Origin of the sequence: Flavobacterium fluviatile, assembly GCF_010645065.1 — a bacterium.
In the GTDB taxonomy this organism is placed as follows: Bacteria; Bacteroidota; Bacteroidia; order Flavobacteriales; family Flavobacteriaceae; genus Flavobacterium; species Flavobacterium fluviatile.
In genome coordinates this window covers 1-19,026 of sequence record NZ_JAADZW010000014.1, presented here as the reverse complement: position 1 = coordinate 19,026, position 19,026 = coordinate 1, and the positions used below count along the sequence as shown (strand labels likewise).

General features: G+C 34.9%; 16 protein-coding genes. 2 read left to right on the top strand and 14 right to left on the bottom strand.

What is annotated here, in order from left to right; translation table 11 throughout:
• Positions 1-32 precede the first annotated feature (32 nt).
• The 8 genes from GXM17_RS14025 to GXM17_RS13990 all read right to left on the bottom strand — a co-directional run bounded on the left by GXM17_RS14025 (position 33) and on the right by GXM17_RS13990 (position 9,741).
• Positions 33-131, bottom strand: coding sequence for a hypothetical protein (locus tag GXM17_RS14025; protein WP_482788938.1), 99 nt, complete (start codon positions 129-131; stop codon positions 33-35).
• 156 nt (positions 132-287) lie between these two features.
• Positions 288-2,351, bottom strand: coding sequence for a protein-disulfide reductase DsbD family protein (locus GXM17_RS14020; protein ID WP_425280020.1), 2,064 nt, complete (start codon positions 2,349-2,351; stop codon positions 288-290).
• A 29-nt stretch (positions 2,352-2,380) separates the two neighbouring features.
• Positions 2,381-3,691, bottom strand: coding sequence for a tRNA lysidine(34) synthetase TilS (tilS, locus tag GXM17_RS14015; protein ID WP_163399950.1), 1,311 nt, complete (start codon positions 3,689-3,691; stop codon positions 2,381-2,383).
• Positions 3,692-3,759: 68 nt separating this feature from the next.
• Complete coding sequence (gene uvrB / locus GXM17_RS14010) at positions 3,760-5,751, bottom strand: excinuclease ABC subunit UvrB (protein WP_163399949.1); 1,992 nt, start codon at positions 5,749-5,751, stop codon at positions 3,760-3,762.
• 66 nt (positions 5,752-5,817) lie between these two features.
• Positions 5,818-6,759 (bottom strand): alpha/beta fold hydrolase, encoded by a 942-nt coding sequence (locus tag GXM17_RS14005; protein ID WP_163399948.1) that lies wholly within the window; start codon positions 6,757-6,759, stop codon positions 5,818-5,820.
• 84 nt (positions 6,760-6,843) lie between these two features.
• A complete protein-coding gene (locus GXM17_RS14000) occupies positions 6,844-7,074 on the bottom strand; it encodes a uroporphyrinogen decarboxylase (protein ID WP_163399947.1) in 231 nt (76 codons plus the stop codon).
• A gap of 81 nt (positions 7,075-7,155) precedes the next feature.
• On the bottom strand, positions 7,156-8,106 hold the full coding sequence (rlmF, locus tag GXM17_RS13995; RefSeq protein WP_163399946.1) for a 23S rRNA (adenine(1618)-N(6))-methyltransferase RlmF: 951 nt from the start codon (positions 8,104-8,106) through the stop codon (positions 7,156-7,158).
• 309 nt (positions 8,107-8,415) lie between these two features.
• On the bottom strand, positions 8,416-9,741 hold the full coding sequence (locus GXM17_RS13990; protein ID WP_163399945.1) for an ammonium transporter: 1,326 nt from the start codon (positions 9,739-9,741) through the stop codon (positions 8,416-8,418).
• A gap of 304 nt (positions 9,742-10,045) precedes the next feature.
• Here GXM17_RS13990 and GXM17_RS13985 point away from each other — a divergent pair, with 304 nt between their 5' ends.
• Both GXM17_RS13985 and GXM17_RS13980 read left to right on the top strand, forming a co-directional pair.
• Positions 10,046-11,020: a Gfo/Idh/MocA family protein gene (locus GXM17_RS13985; protein WP_163399944.1), complete on the top strand. Its 975-nt coding sequence runs from the start codon at positions 10,046-10,048 to the stop codon at positions 11,018-11,020.
• A gap of 96 nt (positions 11,021-11,116) precedes the next feature.
• On the top strand, positions 11,117-12,652 hold the full coding sequence (locus tag GXM17_RS13980) for a YifB family Mg chelatase-like AAA ATPase (protein ID WP_163399943.1): 1,536 nt from the start codon (positions 11,117-11,119) through the stop codon (positions 12,650-12,652).
• Positions 12,653-13,347: 695 nt separating this feature from the next.
• Here the strand turns inward: GXM17_RS13980 and GXM17_RS13975 are convergent.
• From GXM17_RS13975 to trmD, 6 genes are all read right to left on the bottom strand, one after another.
• The gene (locus tag GXM17_RS13975; RefSeq protein WP_163399942.1) at positions 13,348-13,878 is read right to left on the bottom strand and encodes a peroxiredoxin-like family protein; all 531 of its coding nucleotides are present in this window, start codon (positions 13,876-13,878) and stop codon (positions 13,348-13,350) included.
• A gap of 135 nt (positions 13,879-14,013) precedes the next feature.
• Positions 14,014-14,583 (bottom strand): Crp/Fnr family transcriptional regulator, encoded by a 570-nt coding sequence (locus tag GXM17_RS13970; protein ID WP_163399941.1) that lies wholly within the window; start codon positions 14,581-14,583, stop codon positions 14,014-14,016.
• A 93-nt stretch (positions 14,584-14,676) separates the two neighbouring features.
• Positions 14,677-16,899 (bottom strand): NADP-dependent isocitrate dehydrogenase, encoded by a 2,223-nt coding sequence (locus GXM17_RS13965; protein WP_163399940.1) that lies wholly within the window; start codon positions 16,897-16,899, stop codon positions 14,677-14,679.
• A gap of 282 nt (positions 16,900-17,181) precedes the next feature.
• The gene (rplS, locus tag GXM17_RS13960) at positions 17,182-17,532 is read right to left on the bottom strand and encodes a 50S ribosomal protein L19 (RefSeq protein WP_163399939.1); all 351 of its coding nucleotides are present in this window, start codon (positions 17,530-17,532) and stop codon (positions 17,182-17,184) included.
• A gap of 176 nt (positions 17,533-17,708) precedes the next feature.
• Positions 17,709-18,080 carry a hypothetical protein gene (locus GXM17_RS13955; RefSeq protein ID WP_163399938.1) on the bottom strand — a complete coding sequence of 124 codons (372 nt, stop codon included), beginning with the start codon at positions 18,078-18,080 and terminating at the stop codon, positions 17,709-17,711.
• 98 nt (positions 18,081-18,178) lie between these two features.
• A complete protein-coding gene (gene trmD / locus GXM17_RS13950) occupies positions 18,179-18,856 on the bottom strand; it encodes a tRNA (guanosine(37)-N1)-methyltransferase TrmD (protein WP_163399937.1) in 678 nt (225 codons plus the stop codon).
• Positions 18,857-19,026: the final 170 nt, after the last annotated feature.

Below are 19,026 nucleotides of genomic sequence, written 5' to 3'. Positions count from 1 at the left end.
TACCGAACAATATGCAGAATTTAAGAATTATTCTAATTCTCATCGCTTCTGTCTGTTTCACTCATACTGTCTGTTCCGTTCATTACACAATCTGCAACAATGCAATGATGCAAACCAAACATATGACCAATTTCATGCGAACTTATATCTTTAATTGCACAATATTCACCTTAATAAGCATTCAATACTAGGGCTCATTTAAATTTTGCCATAAAAAATAATCGGGGCTAAATTACAACAATCAGTTTTTCACTCTTCCCATAATGAAAGTGGCTTATAAGTAAATGTTACTTAAAATTTGAAATTCCTTCTTTTAGCCAGATCAAATATTCTTCAGTATCAACATAGCTGATTGTTGGTTTTGAACTGTTTAAATTATTCCCTTCTAAATCAGTAATAACATATAAGGGTTGTGTATTCGTTTTATATTTTGAAATCATAAACTCGGTCCATTTGTCACCAATTGTTTCGATTTTGTTTCCTGCAGCTGTTACAAATTGTTTTTCCTTAGGTAATGGGCGTTTGTCATCGACATATAAAGAAATTAAAACCACCTCTTTTTTTAAGATTGGCAAAACTTTTTCATCAGACCAGACATTGTTTTCCATTTTTCTGCAGTTTACACAAGCATGTCCCGTAAAATCAAGCATAATAGGTTTATTTACAGATTTTGCGTAGGCTAAACCATTTCCATAATCATCAAACACAACAATACGATGCGGACCTAATTTTGCTCCCTTTGGCAATTCTTGTGTGTTCGTATTTGAAGCATCTGAACCGCCTATTCCAAGTGGACTTTCACTGTATGTTGGCGGCGGCGGAAAAGCACTAATCAGTTTTAAAGGTGCTCCCCAAAGTCCGGGAATCAGATAAACAGTAAAAGCCAAAGTAATCAATCCTAAATACAATCTTCCAACAGAAATATGCTGTAAAGGACTATCATGAGGCAAGGTAATTTTTCCGAACAGATATAAAGCTAAAGCTCCAAAAATAGCAATCCAGATTACCAAAAAGACTTCTCTTTCGAGAAAATGCAACTGTAAAACCAAATCGGCATTCGATAAAAATTTAAACGCCAAAGCCAGCTCTAAGAATCCCAGAACTACTTTTACGGTATTCAGCCATCCACCTGATTTTGGCAATGAATTCAGCCATCCCGGAAACATGGCAAAAAACATAAAGGGTAAAGCAAGTGCTAATGAAAAACCAAGCATACCCACTACCGGAGCGATTCCTCCGGTCGAAGCTGCAATAACCAGTAAAGGTCCGACCACAGGTCCTGTACAAGAGAAAGAAACTACAGCTAATGCAAGAGCCATAAATAATATCCCAATCAATCCTCCCTTGTCAGCTTGCTGATCGGCTTTGTTAGCCCATGAACTAGGAAGCATAATTTCGAAAGCTCCCAAAAATGAGGTGGCGAAAATCACCAGTAAAATAAAGAATCCTAAATTAAACCAAACATTAGTAGCTAAATCATTTAAGGCATCAGCCCCAAAAATCCAGGTTACAAGCCAGCCTAAAGCGACATAAATTACAATAATAGATATTCCGTAAAAAATAGCATTACTAATTCCCTGTGCCCTTGTTTTGCTCTGTTTTGTAAAAAAACTAACAGTCATTGGAATCATAGGAAATACGCAGGGCGTGAACAAAGCGGCAAATCCTGATAAAAAGGCCAAAAAGAAAATAGACCATAAACTCATTCCGGAAGCTGATTCAGGCAATTTAGATTTTGTGTCATTATTTTCAATTTCAGATTTAGCTGATGCTGTTTTAGTTTTTTCTGTGGAAGAAGTTAATGTGTCCACGGCGATCCCTGTTACTTTAGTTTCATCTAATTTAGTTTCAGATATCGTTGGAATTGAAGCTTCTACTTTCGATATAGACGGGATAGGAATTGAGAATTTTTTATTTGAATTGATGCAGACTTCTTTACAAACCTGAAAATCAAATTCAGCTTCGACTGTTTTTAAATTTGGATTTACTATCTTAATTTCCTGCTCAATATGTGCTTTCCCTTCAAAAAAAGTTTCGTTTACACCAAAGATGTCATTAAAGGCTGTTTTTGTTTTTCCTTCTTTTGCTTTGCCGATCAACTCATAATTTCCTTTTTGGTTTTTAAAGGCAATTTCCAAAGCCAAAGGACCTCCCTCCGGTGTAAACTGGGAATACATGTGCCAGTCTTTTTCTATAATTCCGTCAAAAATTAAAACAAAATTAGTCTCAGATTTCTTCTCGATTTTTGAAGTCCATTTTACCGGCTCTATAATTTGGGCGTTACTATTTGCAAAAGCAAAAAAGAAAAACAGTAAAAGCAGAGCATATTTACTCCGGAAACTTCCTGGCATTACAGCCTGACGGGATTGATTAAAGTTCATTATTGCAGTTCTATTTTAAGTATTTTATTTGAGGTATTATCTATTTTAAATCTTTCATCCTGCCTTATGCCCACTACCCATACAATCTGATCTTTTGAACACAATAGCCAGCAGTTTTCTTTTTCAAGCAGAGATAACTTTTCATCCTTAAAAAGTTTACTAATTTTCTTTGACTTTCCATTCATTCCAAAAGGCTGAAACGAATCACCTTCTTTCCATTTCCGTAAAATCAATGGGTACTGAATTTTTTCAGCATCCACAAATATAGTCTTATTTGAATCTTTAGTAATGTGACTTACATTACAAAACTTCAACTTTAAGGGAAAATTAACGTCCTGATCGTTTTCATAGATTTCAAAATTCTCTTTTTCAGCGGTTTGTGTAAAGGGACTCAAAATTAGTGTTTCCCTGTTTTTTAGCAATCTGAATTCTGGAGAAAATACCTGTTTTCCGGTCTGTCCATCTACTAAATCATAAATATCGTTCCATGCCAGAAATCCAAATTCGTTTAGCCATTGATACAAATATGATCTATAGTTGGGCAATTTTTTAAGCTGATTTAAATTAAAATGTATTTCTTCCCCTTCTTCTTTTGCTACCTGCTGGTAAATCAGGATCGATGCATCTTCAGCCATTTCATTAGACTCACGCAAATAAGATTGTGTTTTTTGAAAAGCTTTCAGGAAATTTGGATTGATTTCTTTTAAAACAGGCACTAAATCATGACGGATTTTATTCCGCAGATATTTATTAGAAGCATTACTGCTGTCCTCCCGCCATTTTATAGTATTATCTTTTGCATATTCCAGAATTTCTTCTCTTGAAAAAGGCAAAAGCGGACGGATAATTTTATCATTTTGTTCAGGAATTCCAACTAGACCTTCCAATCCAGTGCCGCGGCTTAAATTGATAATAAAGGTTTCCAGATTGTCATCGGCATGATGGGCAGTCAGGATGAAATCAAATTTATGGTTACACAATAATTCATAAAACCAGCTGTATCGGAGTTCCCGAGCTGCTACCTGAGTCGAAAGTTTGTAGTCTTTTGCAAAAGCTTCGGTATCAAACTGCGTTATAAAAACGGAAATATTATTTTCTTCACAGTAATTCCGAATGAAGTCCTCATCACCAAAACTTTCCAGTCCACGAAGCTGAAAATTACAATGCAAAACCGCAATTTCATATTCTAATTGCTGAAACAAATGCAGTAAAACCATACTGTCCAGTCCGCCGCTGACAGCAAGAAACAGTTTTTTGTTTTCCAGAAACTGAAATCTTGCCGAAATATGATTTTTAAAATTTGAAAGCATCAGAAAAATTGAAAGATAAATATTTTAAGAACTGCAAAATTAAGGCTTTTAAAAGAAACAAGAGAGTTCTATGAAAGTTGTTCTTGTAACTTTTTAATATCGTCACGCAATTTGGCTGCCTGCAAAAAATCGAGGTCTTTAGCCGCTTTTTCCATCGATTTACGTTTTTCGCGAATTAATTTTTCTAATTCAGGTTTTGATAAATAAGATGCTTCCGGTTCCGCAGCTGCTTGCACAGTATGTCCAAGTTCATATTCGACCAAAGGATTTTTGGTAAAGGCTGAATCGATTTTTTTATTTAATGCCTGAGGTGTTATACCGTTTTCTGTATTGAAATTAATTTGTTTGGTTCTGCGGTAATTCGTTTCATCAATTGTTTTTTGCATACTGGCTGTAATTTTATCCGCATACATAATCGCTTTTCCATTTATATTTCTGGCTGCACGACCAATGGTCTGGGTCAGAGATCTGTGGTTTCTTAAAAAACCTTCTTTATCGGCATCTAAAATAGCAACCAAAGAAACTTCCGGTAAATCGAGCCCTTCTCTAAGCAGGTTAACTCCAATCAGCACATCAAAAATTCCTTTTCGTAAATCCTGCATAATCTCGATACGTTCTAAAGTATCTACTTCTGAATGAATATAGCGGCAACGAACATTCACTTTAGTTAAATATTTGGCTAATTCTTCTGCCATTCTTTTAGTTAAGGTAGTTACAAGAACCCTTTCGTCCAGTTCGCAACGTACCTGAATTTCTTCAATCAAATCATCAATCTGGTTCAGACTCGGCCTTACTTCGATAACCGGATCTAATAATCCTGTTGGACGAATGATCTGTTCAACATAAATTCCATCTGATTTTTGCAATTCGTAATCGGCAGGAGTTGCAGAAACATAGACTACCTGATTTTGCATGGCTTCGAATTCTTCAAATTTCAGCGGCCGGTTGTCCATTGCGGCAGGCAAACGGAAACCATATTCAACCAGATTTTCTTTTCGGCTTCGGTCGCCCCCGTACATGGCGTGAACCTGAGAAACAGTTACGTGACTTTCGTCAATTACCATTAAATAATCACTTGGAAAATAGTCCAGCAGACAGAAAGGTCTTGTTCCGGCTTCTCTTCCGTCAAGGTAGCGGGAATAATTCTCGATTCCGGAGCAATAGCCTAATTCGCGAATCATTTCCAAATCAAAATTAGTACGTTCTTCCAGACGTTTCGCTTCCAGATGTTTGCCTATTTCTTTAAAATAATCAACCTGTTTTACCAAATCCTGCTGAATCTGCCAAATGGCACCCTGTAACACTTCCGGGGAGGTCACAAACATATTTGCCGGATAAATGGTAAGTCTTTTAAACTTTTCAATTACCTGTGATGTCTTTACATCAAACGATTCAATTTCCTCTATTTCATCTCCAAAAAAGTGAATTCGATAAGCGTCATCGGCATAACTTGGATAAACTTCTACAATATCACCTTTAATCCGGAAAGTGCCGGGATTAAAATCGGCTTCCGTTCTGGCGTATAAACTTTGTACTAAACTGTGTAATAATTTAGTTCTGGAAATAACCTGATCTCTTGATATTTCAATAACATTTTTTTGAAATTCCACTGGGTTTCCGATACCGTATAAACAAGAAACAGAAGCAACTACTAATATATCCCTGCGTCCGGAAAGCAATGAAGATGTCGTGCTTAAACGCATTTTTTCCAGTTCTTCATTAATAGATAAATCCTTCTCAATAAAGACCCCTGTAACCGGCATAAAAGCTTCCGGCTGATAATAGTCGTAATAGGACACAAAATATTCTACCGCATTATTGGGAAAAAATTGTTTGAATTCCGAATATAACTGCGCTGCCAAAGTTTTGTTGTGTGCCAAAACCAAGGTAGGTTTTTGTACTTCCTGAATCACATTGGCCATTGTAAATGTTTTACCTGAACCCGTTACACCTAATAAAGTTTGATATTTTTCGCCATCAGCAATACCTTGAGCAAGTTTTTGGATTGCCTGAGGCTGATCTCCTTTTGGACTATATTCTGAGGATACCTGAAAATTCATTTCGAACTAGAAAAAATTAGTTTGTAAAGATACAAAGTTTGAATGCTATTAAGTGTTAAGTTCTTCTTATTCTAAAAAGTCAATCATAGCATCATTTACAATCTTAGTCTGATCTATACTTAAAAAATGCCCTGCATCATTGATTATCTTAGTCTTGCTGTTTGGCAGCAGTTCTTTTGCTTTTTCCAAACTATCTTCTGAATTAATTACATCTTTGTCGCCAATAAGTACTAAAATCGGATTTCTTATGGATTTTAGTTCTTCGTTTGAAAAAGGAGTCATTTTCAGCATACTTGAATTGGATTTAGCGTATTTGTTCGCCAGATAAAATTGTCTTTTGTAAACAGGACTAATTTTTTCGGGATGGGTTGAAAAAGTTTCGAGTGTTTTTCCGAATTTCTTTTCGCTTGGAAAAAATTTCAGCATTAATGCCGAAGAAGTTTTGCCAACCTTATCAATGAATTTGAAGGTTTGAGCAGGACTTAATAAAACTATTTTATCAATTGAATTCTCTTTTTGTGTAGCCAGAAGTGTGGCAATCCAGCCTCCCCGAGAAGCGCCGACAATATCAAATTTCTTTAGTTTATAATACGCAAAAATTTCGTTGTACCACACCACAATATCTTCTTTGGAAAGAGGACTGGATGTCAAATTAGATTTTCCTGGTTCCATTAGGAAATCAATCGCATATATTCGGTGATTTTTCGACAAAACTTTGATGTTAGGATACCACATTGTTGAGCTTGCGTCCATTCCATGCAGAAGTACCAGATTTTTGCCGTTTTTAGGACCTGCGATTATAACATGCGCAGTTCCGAAACTCGTCTTAATGTTTTCCTCAGCATACGGAATATCCCAGAGTTTTAAGGCTTTATCATAGGAAGAAAGATAGCTTTGTTTTTCTTTTTTGGTTTGAAAAACATAATCATCAATTTTTTCTTTTTTAGAAGCACAACCTCCCAGTAAAAAAATAAAGAAGATGCTAACCAATAATTTTTGTGTACTCATAAAATTCAATTTGAATTAAAGGTACGCCAATGTGATCCTGAATAAGTTCCAGAATTTTATATCAAAATATCATAATTATAATCTTTATGTTTTTTTGACCGTCAGGTGATAAATTTGAACTAATGCTAAAATCGCATTCGGAATAATTACCGGTAAAAGCCATTGATTAAAATCCCTGAAATCTTTTAGAAAAATGCCATAAATTACAAAGCAGATACAGCCAAACATATTAATAAACCGAATCGTTCTGAGATCTTTGAGTAAAAAACCTCCCACTATAAAAACAGATGCGAGATAACCGATATATTCTGCCATAGCTTTGAAATTAAATAGTTTATGCTAAATGTAGCAAAAAGCAAGCTATAAAGTCAAGGTTTGAGTTTGAAAATCAATTATTTAAATAAACCACCTGCTTTGTTCAGAACTACTTAAAAAAGTCCAGGCTACAATTCGGCTTTTTTTCTGTCCCTGAGCCATATCAATTGTTTTGACTTTGGCTGCATTTATTTTTTTTAAGGTTTTGTATATGGCTGAAAGATTTTCTTTTTTAGAAACCAGCGTTGTAAACCACAAACATTGTGATCCGTATTTTACGCTTTCGTAAATCATCTGAGTTATAAAACCTATTTCACCACCATTGCACCATAATTCGGCATTTTGCCCTCCGAAGTTCAGAACAGGTTTTTCGTTTTTGTTATCCTTCAGATTTAGATTTGAAATTTTTCCGGAAGCACTTTTACCGGCTTCCTCTGAAGAGGCATGAAAAGGCGGATTACACATCGTAAAAGTAAAACGGTCATCGTGCGTAATAATATTTTTGAAAATAAAGCGGGACTCTGTTTGCTGTTGTAAACTAATCGCCTGAACCAATTTCGGATTATCCTGGATTATTTTACTACAGTTTTCAATTGCTTTTTTATCGATATCGGTCGCTACAAAACTCCAGTTATAAATTGCGTTCCCTAAGATTGGGTAAATACAGTTGGATCCGGTTCCTATGTCCAGTCCTAAAACTGAAGAACCTACAGGAATATTTCCGTTGTTGGTTTCTGCCAGCAAATCAGCCAAATAATGGATATAATCGGCTCTGCCGGGAACCGGAGGACAAAGATAGTTTTTAGGAATGTCCCAATTTTTGATATCATAAAAGGTTTTAAGCAAAGCTTTGTTTAGTGTTTTTACTGCAAGGGGATTACTGAAATCAATCGTTTCAATTCCGTGTTTATTTATGGAAACAAACGCTTTTAACTCATGACAATTTGAAATAAGAAGTTCAAAATCATAACGGGAACGGTGTAGATTTCTTGAATGTAAATTATTTTTCTCAGAATTGTCTGTTGCTTTCATATTGTGAATTTGATTGCAAAGATAGTTATTCCTTTTTTCGAAATGTTAATGGAAATATAGACTGAAAAGCTGCTGGATTTGTAAGTACTTATTTTTTTATGCGAATGGATTCACTAATATTATTTTGTGGAGTTCACTGAATTTCTTTTGAGTCAATATTCTTGTCTAATTTGCGGAAAAAGAAATACCGAATTGTTCTGATCTTCTAATTCTTATATAAAACAAGGTTAGGTTGAATTAATTCAAAATAAAATGCCCTCTAAATCTAACTTAGAGGGCATTTTTATATTAATAAAGCTGATTAATTTCTTATAGGTATTCTCCGTGCTGAGAAATATCTAATCCTAATTCTTCTTTTTCTTCAGTTACTCTTAGAGGAGTAATTTTGTTTACAATGAAGAATAAAACATAAGAACTTACAAAAGCAAATATTGAAACCAATACTAATGCTTTTAATTGTGTTAAGAATAAAGTAGCATCACCAAAAATTAATCCCTGGTTGTCCCCAACAACAGAATTTATATCTTTAGAAGCAAATACCCCTGTTAACAACATTCCTACCATACCACCAACACCGTGACAAGCGAAAACGTCAAGAGCATCGTCAATTTTTCCTTTAGGAAATTTACTAACTACAATATTACTAATTACAGCAGCAATAATACCAATTGCTAAAGCATGAGGGATTGATACAAAACCAGCAGCAGGTGTAATAGCTACTAATCCAACAACAGCACCGATACAAGCACCCATAGCAGATAATTTGTGCCCTAAGATTTTATCAAGGAATACCCATGCCATTGCCGCAGAAGCAGCTGCAACAGTTGTAGTTCCCAGAGCCTGAGCAGCAAGACTTCCTGCTCCAACTGCAGAACCAGCATTGAAACCAAACCATCCGAACCATAATAAACCTGTACCTAATAATACGTAAGTGATTCTTGCAGGATTTACTTTTTGAACTTTACGTTTTCCTAAAAAGATAGCGCCTGCTAATGCAGCCCATCCAGCACTCATGTGAACTACTGTCCCACCAGCGAAATCTAAAACTCCCCATCCGAAGAATAACCCATCAGGATGCCATGTCATGTGACATAATGGAGCGTAAATCAATAATATGAATAAAACCATAAATAACAAGTAAGCCCAGAAACGTACACGCTCTGCAAAAGCTCCTGTAATTAAGGCCGGAGTAATGATTGCAAATTTTGCCTGAAACAACGCAAAAAGGATAAAAGGAATTGTTGGCGCTAACTCCCAGGCTGTATTGGCACTAACGCCCTGAAAGAATATATTTGAAGTAGGATCTCCTATGAATCCGCCTATTGATGGACCAAAACATAATCCAAAAGCAATGACTACCCATAGAATTGTAACAATTACCATTGCCATAAAACTTTGAAGCATAGTACTAATTACGTTTTTCTTACCAACCATACCTCCGTAGAAGAAACCTAAACCTGGTGTCATTAATAATACAAAAGCAGTTGCAACAACCATCCATGCGGTATCCCCTGTGTCCATTTTTAATTCGACAACATGAGCGCCCAATGTTTTTGATTCAGCAACAAATGAAATAGAAAAAATGGACAGTAACAAAATTGTGATAAGAATCACACTTAAAATAATTTTTCGCATCGTTATTTAGTTTTAAAAATTTTGATAAAAATATAAAATCATTACATACACCCCTTAAAAAATAGTATATAATGTTTAATTTTTGTTAATTTTTCATTTTACACCCCTTTGTTTTACACCTATTTCTTAAAACATATCTAAATTTTACAAAATATTAATCCTAAAATAAAAAATATACATGTTTTTTAAATTTTTACTGAATATAATATGTAAGAAATTGAACATACTATGCAAAAAACATATCTATTGTTTGATTAGGTTAATTTATCTTTGATTGTTTTAACATTTATAATTATAATTCAGGATGAATAAAGATCAAAAAATAAAATGGGGGATAATTGGTTTAGGAAACATTGCCAGTCAGTTTGCCTCAGACCTGGAATTAATTGAGGAAGCAGAATTGTATGCTGTAGCTTCAAGAGACATCGTAAAAGCAAATGAATTTGCTAAAAAGTATAATTGCGATAAATTTTACGGATCATACAATGATCTATTTTTAGACGAAAGCGTTGACATTGTTTATATAGCAACTCCTCATGATTCGCACGCAGCGTTGTCAATTCGTGCAATGGAGAATGGAAAACATGTATTATGCGAAAAGCCTTTATCTTTATCCTATCAAGATGCTGTTCAAATGACTGAAGCATCCAAAAAGTACAATAAATTTTTTATGGAAGCTTTTTGGACGCGGTTTATCCCTTCAATCCAAGACCTGCTGTCAAAAGTAAAAAGTGGTGAAATAGGATCAGTAAAATACCTTAAAGCTGATTTCGCTTATTATAATAATGAATTAGGAATCAGACTTACAGACAAAAAATTAGGTGGCGGAGCTCTTTATGACATTGGGGTTTATCCCCTATTTCTGTCCTATATCATACTCGGAATTCCTGAAGAAATCGTAGCAAAATCAATTTATCATACAACAGGGGTCGATTTGCAGACTACTATGATTTTACAATATCAGGCAGCGCAGGCGGTTTTACATGCCGGTTTGGTTTCTGCTTCTGATATGAAAGCTACTATTAGCGGCACCAGGGGAAGAATTGATATCGATTCACCATGGTTCATGACAGACGGGTATTCCATTATTGAAAATGAACAGGAAGAAAAATTTAATATTCCTAATATAGGAAGGGGATTCGCACATGAAGCAATGGAATGCCATGCCTGCATTAAAAATAACCAAATTGAAAGCAAACTATGGTCCCACCAAAATAGTTTAGAATTAAGCAATATAGTCGAAAGAGTAAAAAATCAGATTGGCTTAACATTCGACTAAATCACAACAAAATTTACTTATTGTAATACTTTATTTATTAAAATATTTCTTTATTTTGCTAAAGTAAAAAATTATTTACAAATCAAGAGATAAAGTATGCTTATTAAAGTTTTTGGAAGTGCTGTTTTTGGAGTTGAAGCCACCACCATCACCGTAGAGGTAAATATTGATAAAGGAATTGGTTATCATTTGGTCGGCTTGCCCGATAATGCCATAAAAGAAAGCAGCTATCGTATTGCAGCTGCGCTTAAAAACAACGGATATGCTTTGCCAGGCAAAAAAATAACGATAAATATGGCACCTGCTGACTTACGCAAAGAAGGCTCCGCTTATGATTTGACGCTTGCAATTGGAATTTTAATCGCTTCAGAACAGATAAAAGCAACTGAAATTGAACGCTACATTATTATGGGCGAACTTTCATTAGACGGAGGTTTACAATCCATAAATGGAGCACTTTCTATTGCAATTAAAGCCAAGGAAGAAGGCTACAAAGGTTTTTTTCTTCCAAAACAAAATGTGAAAGAAGCTGCTATAGTTGCCGGACTGGATGTTTATGGTGTTGAAAATGTTCAGGAAGTCATTGATTTCTTTGAAGGAAAAGGGACTTTAGAACCCACCGTTATTGATACCCGTGCAGAATTCTATAAAACCTTAGATTTTCCTGAATTTGATTTTTCTGATGTCCGTGGACAGGAAAGTATTAAACGCTGTATGGAAATTGCCGCTGCCGGAGGGCATAACATCATTCTGATTGGACCTCCCGGGGCAGGAAAAACAATGTTAGCAAAACGTTTGCCAAGTATCCTGCCTCCAATGACCCTGAGAGAAGCGTTGGAAACTACAAAAATTCATAGTGTCGCGGGCAAATTAAAAGAAGTAGGACTAATGAACCAGCGTCCATTTCGCAGTCCGCATCATACTATTTCTAATGTTGCACTTGTTGGGGGAGGAAGTTATCCTCAGCCGGGAGAAATCTCAATGGCACATAACGGTGTTTTATTTCTGGATGAATTACCTGAATTTAAAAGGGATGTTTTAGAGGTGATGCGTCAGCCTCTGGAAGACAGGGAAGTTACGATTTCAAGAGCTAAGTTTACAGTGACTTATCCGTCTTCTTTTATGCTGGTTGCGAGTATGAATCCAAGTCCGAGTGGTTTTTTTAATGATCCCTCAATGCCCAATACTTCTTCGCCTCATGAAATGCAACGGTATATGAGCAAGATTTCGGGTCCTTTATTAGACCGAATTGATATTCATATTGAAGTGACACCTGTACCTTTCGAAAAATTATCAGATGATAATAAAGCCGAAAGCAGTGTTTCTATTCGGGAAAGGGTTACGGCAGCCCGAGAACTTCAGTCTGTTCGATTTGAAGAAATGGCAAATATTCATTACAATGCGCAAATGAGCAGTAAATTGATACGGGAATTTTGTGTTTTGGACTCTCAATCTAAAGAATTACTAAAAACTGCGATGGAACGTTTAAACCTTTCTGCAAGAGCTTATGACCGAATTTTAAAAGTTGCCAGAACCATTGCTGATTTAGATGCAGCACCGGATATAATTTCCTCTCATATTGCTGAGGCGATACAATACAGGAGTTTAGATCGTGATGGCTGGTTGGGATAGGGAATTAGCTTTAAAAAGCAAAAAAGGCATTTTTAGAAATACTAAAAATGCCTTTTGATTTATTAGAAAGTCTATTTTAATTTATGACCTTAGTTTTTTAGTCATAAAACCACAAACCATAGGTATAATGATATATAACCAAACTAATGTGGAGAGTCCAAGAACTATATCTCCCATAGTTTTGTAACCATACAATTTAATTAACGTTCCCGCAATTATACCAATAATTGCAATGGATAAAATAATTTTATTATTCTTTTTCATAAATAATTCCCTAAGTCATTCACAATGGAAATGAAAAAATATTACAGTTTTTTTCTTATAAATCAAATATAACTATTTTGATTTGTAATTATTAATTTTTAGCCATTTTGCTATTTTTTGATACTATTATTGTTTTCATAAGAAGATAAGCTGAAACTAGTGTTTCAATTTGGGAAAGAGTTACGGCAGCCCGTGATACAGTAAAGGAGCTTAGATCGTAATACTTGAATGGGGTAAAGATTTTAAAGATTAAAAAAAACACCTGATAGACCTATAAAACTCAAATTAAAAAATATTTGTTTACTTTATAAATCAGGATTTAATAAAAACCTCTCACTATATTATTTGCCACAGATAATTACAATATCCCTTCTGTTTTAATCTATGGCAAATTAAAAATCTATAATATTTCAAAACTTTTATGCAATATATTAGATTAAAACTTCATTCAGGGAAATATGGTCAACAACACTGTTACCGTAATGCACTATTTCCATGATTCCGTTTTCGTTTATTAAAAAATCTGCGGGAATTTGATGCATTTTTCCTTCTATTTTTGCCCGCGGGGAAAAACCTAATTTTGATGCCTCAATGACGCTTTTTATTCCTTTTATGCTGATGGTTTTAATAAGTTTGGACCAAGATGGATTTACATTGTATAAATTATAAAGTTTTCTTCCCGGATCGGCTATAATTATGAAATCAAATTGATGTCTTTTACTCATTTTTTTTAAACTCTCAGCAGGGGATTCAAAAACTGCAATCAGTTTAATATTCTTTCTTTCAAATTCATTTTTACGTGCTTTCAATTCAGATATTCTCAGATTGCATAAGGCACATTCCGCATAACGGAAAAAAGTGAGAAGCGTTTTTTGATTCTCATTTTTTAGCAATTCAACAGTGTTGCCCCAAATATCAGTTGTTTTAAAATTGGGTGCTTTTTGACCTTTAGTTAATTTCATTTGCTTATATTTTAATGATTAATTATGGATTTGCAATATATTTAGGCATATAATAGTATGCTCTTTTTTTTATTGGCTCCATAAGTTTAACAAGACAAATTTGCATTTAACTATCGGTAGTTTTCTTGATTTAAATCAAGAAATTTTAGCTCTGATTCTACTAAGTGTTTCGGGTTTCATCATTAAATAAGAGGCTATATATTTAAGAGGAATGCTGTTTACTAAATGACCGCTTCGCTGTAAAAAGGCCTCATAGCGTTTATGCGGACTTAATGTAAGCAATTCGATTTGGCGCTGAATATGGCCTGTTAAAATATTTTCAAGAGCGTTTCTGTACCATTCAGCTATAGCTTTGTTTTCATTTACTAATTTGAAAAAATCAGATTTCGGAATAGCCAGAAGTTCACAATCCGAAACTGCTTCTATACATTGCTGCGAAGGAGTTTCGTGTATAAAAGTTTGAAAACAGGTAATAAATGTACCACCATACGCAAATCCCAGACAGACCTCTTCACCTTCAGGAGAATTTACATAGAGCCGGACACAACCACTTTCGACAAAATAAAGATGAGTGTCTATTTGGTTAAAATTCATTAAAACTTCACGGGCTTTGATCTTTTTTTTATTCTTCCATGCTGTTTGGAGTAGCTCTGCAGCGTCTGCGGATAGATGAGTTTTGATTAGAAATTGTTTTAAAATACTCATGTTTGTATCTAAGTATAAGTTTAATTAAAGAAAAATAAAAAAAGACAACCATTTCTGATTGTCTTTTTCAATATATAAATAAGATTGCTTTAATTATGCAATTTTACCGATAATAGCATTGAAAGTTTCGCTAGGACGCATTGCTTTGCTCACTAACTCAGGAGTTGGCTGATAGTAACCACCTATGTTCTGAGCTTTACCCTGAGCACCAATTAATTCTGCATCGATTTTAGCTTCGTTAGCTTCAAACTCAGCAGCAATTGGAGTAAATATCGCTTTTAATTCAGCATCTTTTGTCTGTGCAGCCAGTGCCTGAGCCCAGTAAAATGCTAAATAAAAATGAGAACCACGGTTGTCAATCTGACCCACTTTACGGGCTGGAGATTTATCATTAGCTAAGAATTTATCGTTTGCCTGATCTAAAGTTTCAGATAAAACAATTGCTTTAGCATTGTCTAATGTTTGTCCTAAATGTTCTAAGGAAGCTCCTAAAGCTAAGAACTCTCCAAGAGAATCCCAACGTAAGTAACCTTCTTCTGTAAATTGCTCAACGTGTTTAGGAGCAGAACCTCCGGCACCAGTTTCGAATAATCCACCACCATTCATTAATGGAACGATAGAAAGCATTTTAGCAGAAGTTCCTAATTCTAAGATTGGGAATAAATCAGTTAAGTAATCACGTAAAACGTTTCCGGTTACAGAAATAGTATCTTCACCTTTGATGATTCTGTCTAAAGTAAATTCAGTTGCAGCAACAGGGTTTAAAATACGGATATCCAAGTTTGTAGTATCGTAGTCTTTAAGGTATTTTTGAACTTTTACGATCAATTCCCTGTCGTGTGCTCTGTTTTCGTCTAACCAGAAAACAGCAGGAGTATTAGACAAACGAGCTCTGTTTACAGCCAGTTTAACCCAGTCCTGAATCGGAGCATCTTTCGCCTGGCACATTCTGAAAATATCGTTTGTTTCAACGTTTTGCTCCATTAAAACATTTCCGTTTGCATCAACAACACGAACAACTCCGTCCCCTTTCATTTGGAAAGTTTTGTCATGAGATCCGTATTCTTCAGCTTTTTGAGCCATTAAACCTACGTTAGGTACACTTCCCATTGTTTTAGGATCAAAAGCACCGTGTTTTTTACAGAAATCAATAGTTGCAGTATAAACTCCGGCATAACATCTGTCCGGAATAACAGCAAATGTATCTTGTTGTTTTCCTTCTTTGTTCCACATTTGTCCGGAAGTACGGATCATTGCTGGCATAGACGCATCAACGATTACGTCTGAAGGCACGTGTAAATTTGTAATTCCTTTTTCAGAATTAACCATTGCCAAAGCAGGTCCGTTCTCGATAGCTTGTGCAATAGCTGCTTCAACCTCAGCCTGCTCAGGTCTTCCGGCAATTTTTGCATAGATATCACCTAAACCATTTCTGGTATCAACATTTAATTCAGCGAATAAAGATTCGTATTTTTTAAAAAGATCAGCAAAATATACTTCAACGATAGCCCCGAAGATAATTGGATCAGAAACTTTCATCATGGTAGCTTTTAAGTGCACAGAAAGCAATACCCCTGCAGCTTTAGCTTCAGCAATTGCATCAGCAGCAAAAGCTTTTAATTTATTTACACTTAAAACAGAGCTATCAATAATTTCACCTGCTTTTAGTGGAGTACTTGCTTTAAGAACAGTAGCTGTACCGTCTTTAGCAACGAATTCAATTTTTACATCATTTGCTTCTGCCACAGTAAGTGACTTTTCACTTCCGTAAAAATCACCGCCTGACATAGAAGCCACCTTTGTTTTTGAGTCGGCAGACCATGCACCCATTGAGTGCGGATTTGCTTTTGCAAAGTTTTTAACCGCTCTTGGCGCTCTACGGTCAGAATTACCTTCACGTAAAACCGGGTTTACAGCAGAGCCTAATACTTTTGCATATTTAGCTTTAATTTCCTTTTCAGTATCATTTTGAGGGTCTTCAGGGAAATTTGGCACATTATATCCGTGAGACTGCAACTCAGCAATAGCCGCCTTTAATTGCGGTACAGATGCAGAAATGTTTGGTAATTTTATAATGTTTGCTTCCGGCTGAGTAGCCAACTGGCCCAATTCAGCCAAAGCATCTCCTGTTTTTTGAGCATCTGTTAAAGATTCAGGAAAATTAGATAAAATTCTTCCTGCCAAAGAGATATCCCTTGTTTCAATTGCAATACCGGCTGTAGCAGTAAAAGCCTGAACGATAGGCAATAAAGAGTAAGTCGCTAATAATGGCGCTTCATCGGTTAAAGTGTAAAAAATTTTTGAATTCTGTGTCATTTTTTTCTTTTTTTTTATAATCGTATCGCCATATAATGGCAATGTGAAAAGGTATAGTCGGCTCAAAATGAGCGGAGCAAATATACTAAAAACATGCGAAAACGGTTTAGTTTTAAAGAGAAATCCCGAAATTAACAGATTGCTATTTCGCAGGCATAAAATTATTAAATCAATGATTTTTACAGTAAAAAATTACGGTTTTGGTATTTGGAAAAATGCACTCAAAAAAAAACTCGTTTCAAATTACCTGAAACGAGTTTTTTATAACAAAGAGATAAATGATTATCTTCTTTTATCTTTAATCTTAGCTTTTTTACCAGTAAGATCTCTGAAGTAGAAAATTCTGGCTCTACGTACAGCACCTTTCTTGTTGATTTCAATTTTTTGTAAAGCTGGCAAGTTTACCGGGAAGATACGCTCAACACCAACTGATCCAGACATTTTACGAATAGTAAAAGTTTCTGTGTTACCAGAACCTCTTCTTTGAATAACAACTCCTTTAAAAAACTGAGTTCTTGTTTTTTCACCCTCTTTAATTTCGTAGAAAACTGTGATAGTATCTCCAGCTCCGAATTCAGGGAAATCTTTTTTAGCAACGAATTCGTTTTGAACGAATTTTAATAAATCTGCCATGATAATTTAAATTATTGTTTTTTATAATAAAGCAACATTCACGGATCTCGCCAGAGGTTGGTCTAATTCGGGTGCAAATGTAGAAAATAATTATAAATTATGAATATAAATTATGAATTATTTTTCAGAAGCAGTAAAACAACCTAAACCCTTAATAAATAGCAATATAAAACAATCTAGATTACCATTTTTGCCAGCTTCACCTTGCGCTGTAATTGTTTTATATTTTTGTTTGTTTTTTTATTAAGAACCGAAAATTTATCATTCCCTAAAGAAGATTTTAAATCGCTGTCTCTTTTATTAAACAAGGCATCTATTTTGCTGTCGCGTTCAGCCTGTGGTAGTTTCTTTTTGTCTAAATCCAGTAAACCGGCCGCTAATTCGTTGTTTGCCTTTTCATAACTGCTTTTTTGCTTAGAATCTAAAGAAACACCTTCTGTTCTATTTAATTCTGAAATCAATGATTTTTTGCTTAACCCCTGTGCAAAACCTGCAGAGGAGATTAAAAAAAATAGACAAAAACTTAATTTTAAGATTACTTCTTTCATAATTTAATTTTTTGGTAAATTAGGAATCTAAAATTACGTTAAAATTCTGAATAAATCAAGACAAAAAATACACAATAAACTGAAATTCAACAACTAAACTATTCTTCAAGCAAATCCGGGCGTCTGTTTTTTGTGTGTTCATACGCCATATCCTCACGCCATTTGTCAATTTTGGCTGCATGCCCGCTGGTTAAAACTTCAGGTACTTTCCATCCTTTATAATCAGCCGGTCTTGTATATATAGGTCCTGAAAGTAAATTATCCTGAAAACTGTCTGTCAATGCCGAAGTTTCGTCACTTAACACCCCCGGAATCAATCTGATTAAGGCATCTGATAAAACCAAAGCTCCTAATTCACCTCCCGATAAGACATAATCACCAATCGAAATTTCTTTGGTAATAAAATGATCCCGGACACGCTGATCTACACCTTTATAATGTCCGCATAAAATAATGATATTTTCATACATCGACATGGTATTTGCCATCTTTTGATTTAGTGTTTCACCATCCGGAGACATATAAATGATTTCATCGTATTCGCGCTGGCTTTTCAAGTGTGTGATACAGTCGTCAATGGGCTGTACTGTCATAACCATTCCGGCGCCTCCTCCAAATGGATAATCATCTACGCTTTTTTGTTTGTTGGTGGTATAATCACGTAAATTATGAAAATGAACTTCAACCAGACCTTTATCTATGGCACGTTTCATAATCGAAGCCTCAAAAGGACTTTTCAATAATTCGGGCAAAATCGTAATAATATCAATTCTCATTTTATTTATTCAATAGTTCTGAGGGGCAAAGATACAAGTAAATATTTGAGAAATTTAAGATTATCAACATCCAAAAGAGATTTAAAGCCTGGTGCCTTAGGTACTATCTTTAGTTCCTAATTTATTTTACTATTTTTTTTATATTTGTATGACCGAGAGGAAACTTCTTG

What these genes read in the sequence shown, in the direction of transcription:
- GXM17_RS14020 (WP_425280020.1), bottom strand. Translation starts at nt 2,351, where the DNA reads ATGCCAGGAAGTTTCCGGAGTAAATATGCTCTGCTTTTACTGTTTTTC.
- tilS (WP_163399950.1), bottom strand. Translation starts at nt 3,691, where the DNA reads ATGCTTTCAAATTTTAAAAATCATATTTCGGCAAGATTTCAGTTTCTG.
- uvrB (WP_163399949.1), bottom strand. Translation starts at nt 5,751, where the DNA reads ATGAATTTTCAGGTATCCTCAGAATATAGTCCAAAAGGAGATCAGCCT.
- GXM17_RS14005 (WP_163399948.1), bottom strand. Translation starts at nt 6,759, where the DNA reads ATGAGTACACAAAAATTATTGGTTAGCATCTTCTTTATTTTTTTACTG.
- GXM17_RS14000 (WP_163399947.1), bottom strand. Translation starts at nt 7,074, where the DNA reads ATGGCAGAATATATCGGTTATCTCGCATCTGTTTTTATAGTGGGAGGT.
- rlmF (WP_163399946.1), bottom strand. Translation starts at nt 8,106, where the DNA reads ATGAAAGCAACAGACAATTCTGAGAAAAATAATTTACATTCAAGAAAT.
- GXM17_RS13990 (WP_163399945.1), bottom strand. Translation starts at nt 9,741, where the DNA reads ATGCGAAAAATTATTTTAAGTGTGATTCTTATCACAATTTTGTTACTG.
- GXM17_RS13985 (WP_163399944.1), top strand. Translation starts at nt 10,046, where the DNA reads ATGAATAAAGATCAAAAAATAAAATGGGGGATAATTGGTTTAGGAAAC.
- GXM17_RS13980 (WP_163399943.1), top strand. Translation starts at nt 11,117, where the DNA reads ATGCTTATTAAAGTTTTTGGAAGTGCTGTTTTTGGAGTTGAAGCCACC.
- GXM17_RS13975 (WP_163399942.1), bottom strand. Translation starts at nt 13,878, where the DNA reads ATGAAATTAACTAAAGGTCAAAAAGCACCCAATTTTAAAACAACTGAT.
- GXM17_RS13970 (WP_163399941.1), bottom strand. Translation starts at nt 14,583, where the DNA reads ATGAGTATTTTAAAACAATTTCTAATCAAAACTCATCTATCCGCAGAC.
- GXM17_RS13965 (WP_163399940.1), bottom strand. Translation starts at nt 16,899, where the DNA reads ATGACACAGAATTCAAAAATTTTTTACACTTTAACCGATGAAGCGCCA.
- rplS (WP_163399939.1), bottom strand. Translation starts at nt 17,532, where the DNA reads ATGGCAGATTTATTAAAATTCGTTCAAAACGAATTCGTTGCTAAAAAA.
- GXM17_RS13955 (WP_163399938.1), bottom strand. Translation starts at nt 18,080, where the DNA reads ATGAAAGAAGTAATCTTAAAATTAAGTTTTTGTCTATTTTTTTTAATC.
- trmD (WP_163399937.1), bottom strand. Translation starts at nt 18,856, where the DNA reads ATGAGAATTGATATTATTACGATTTTGCCCGAATTATTGAAAAGTCCT.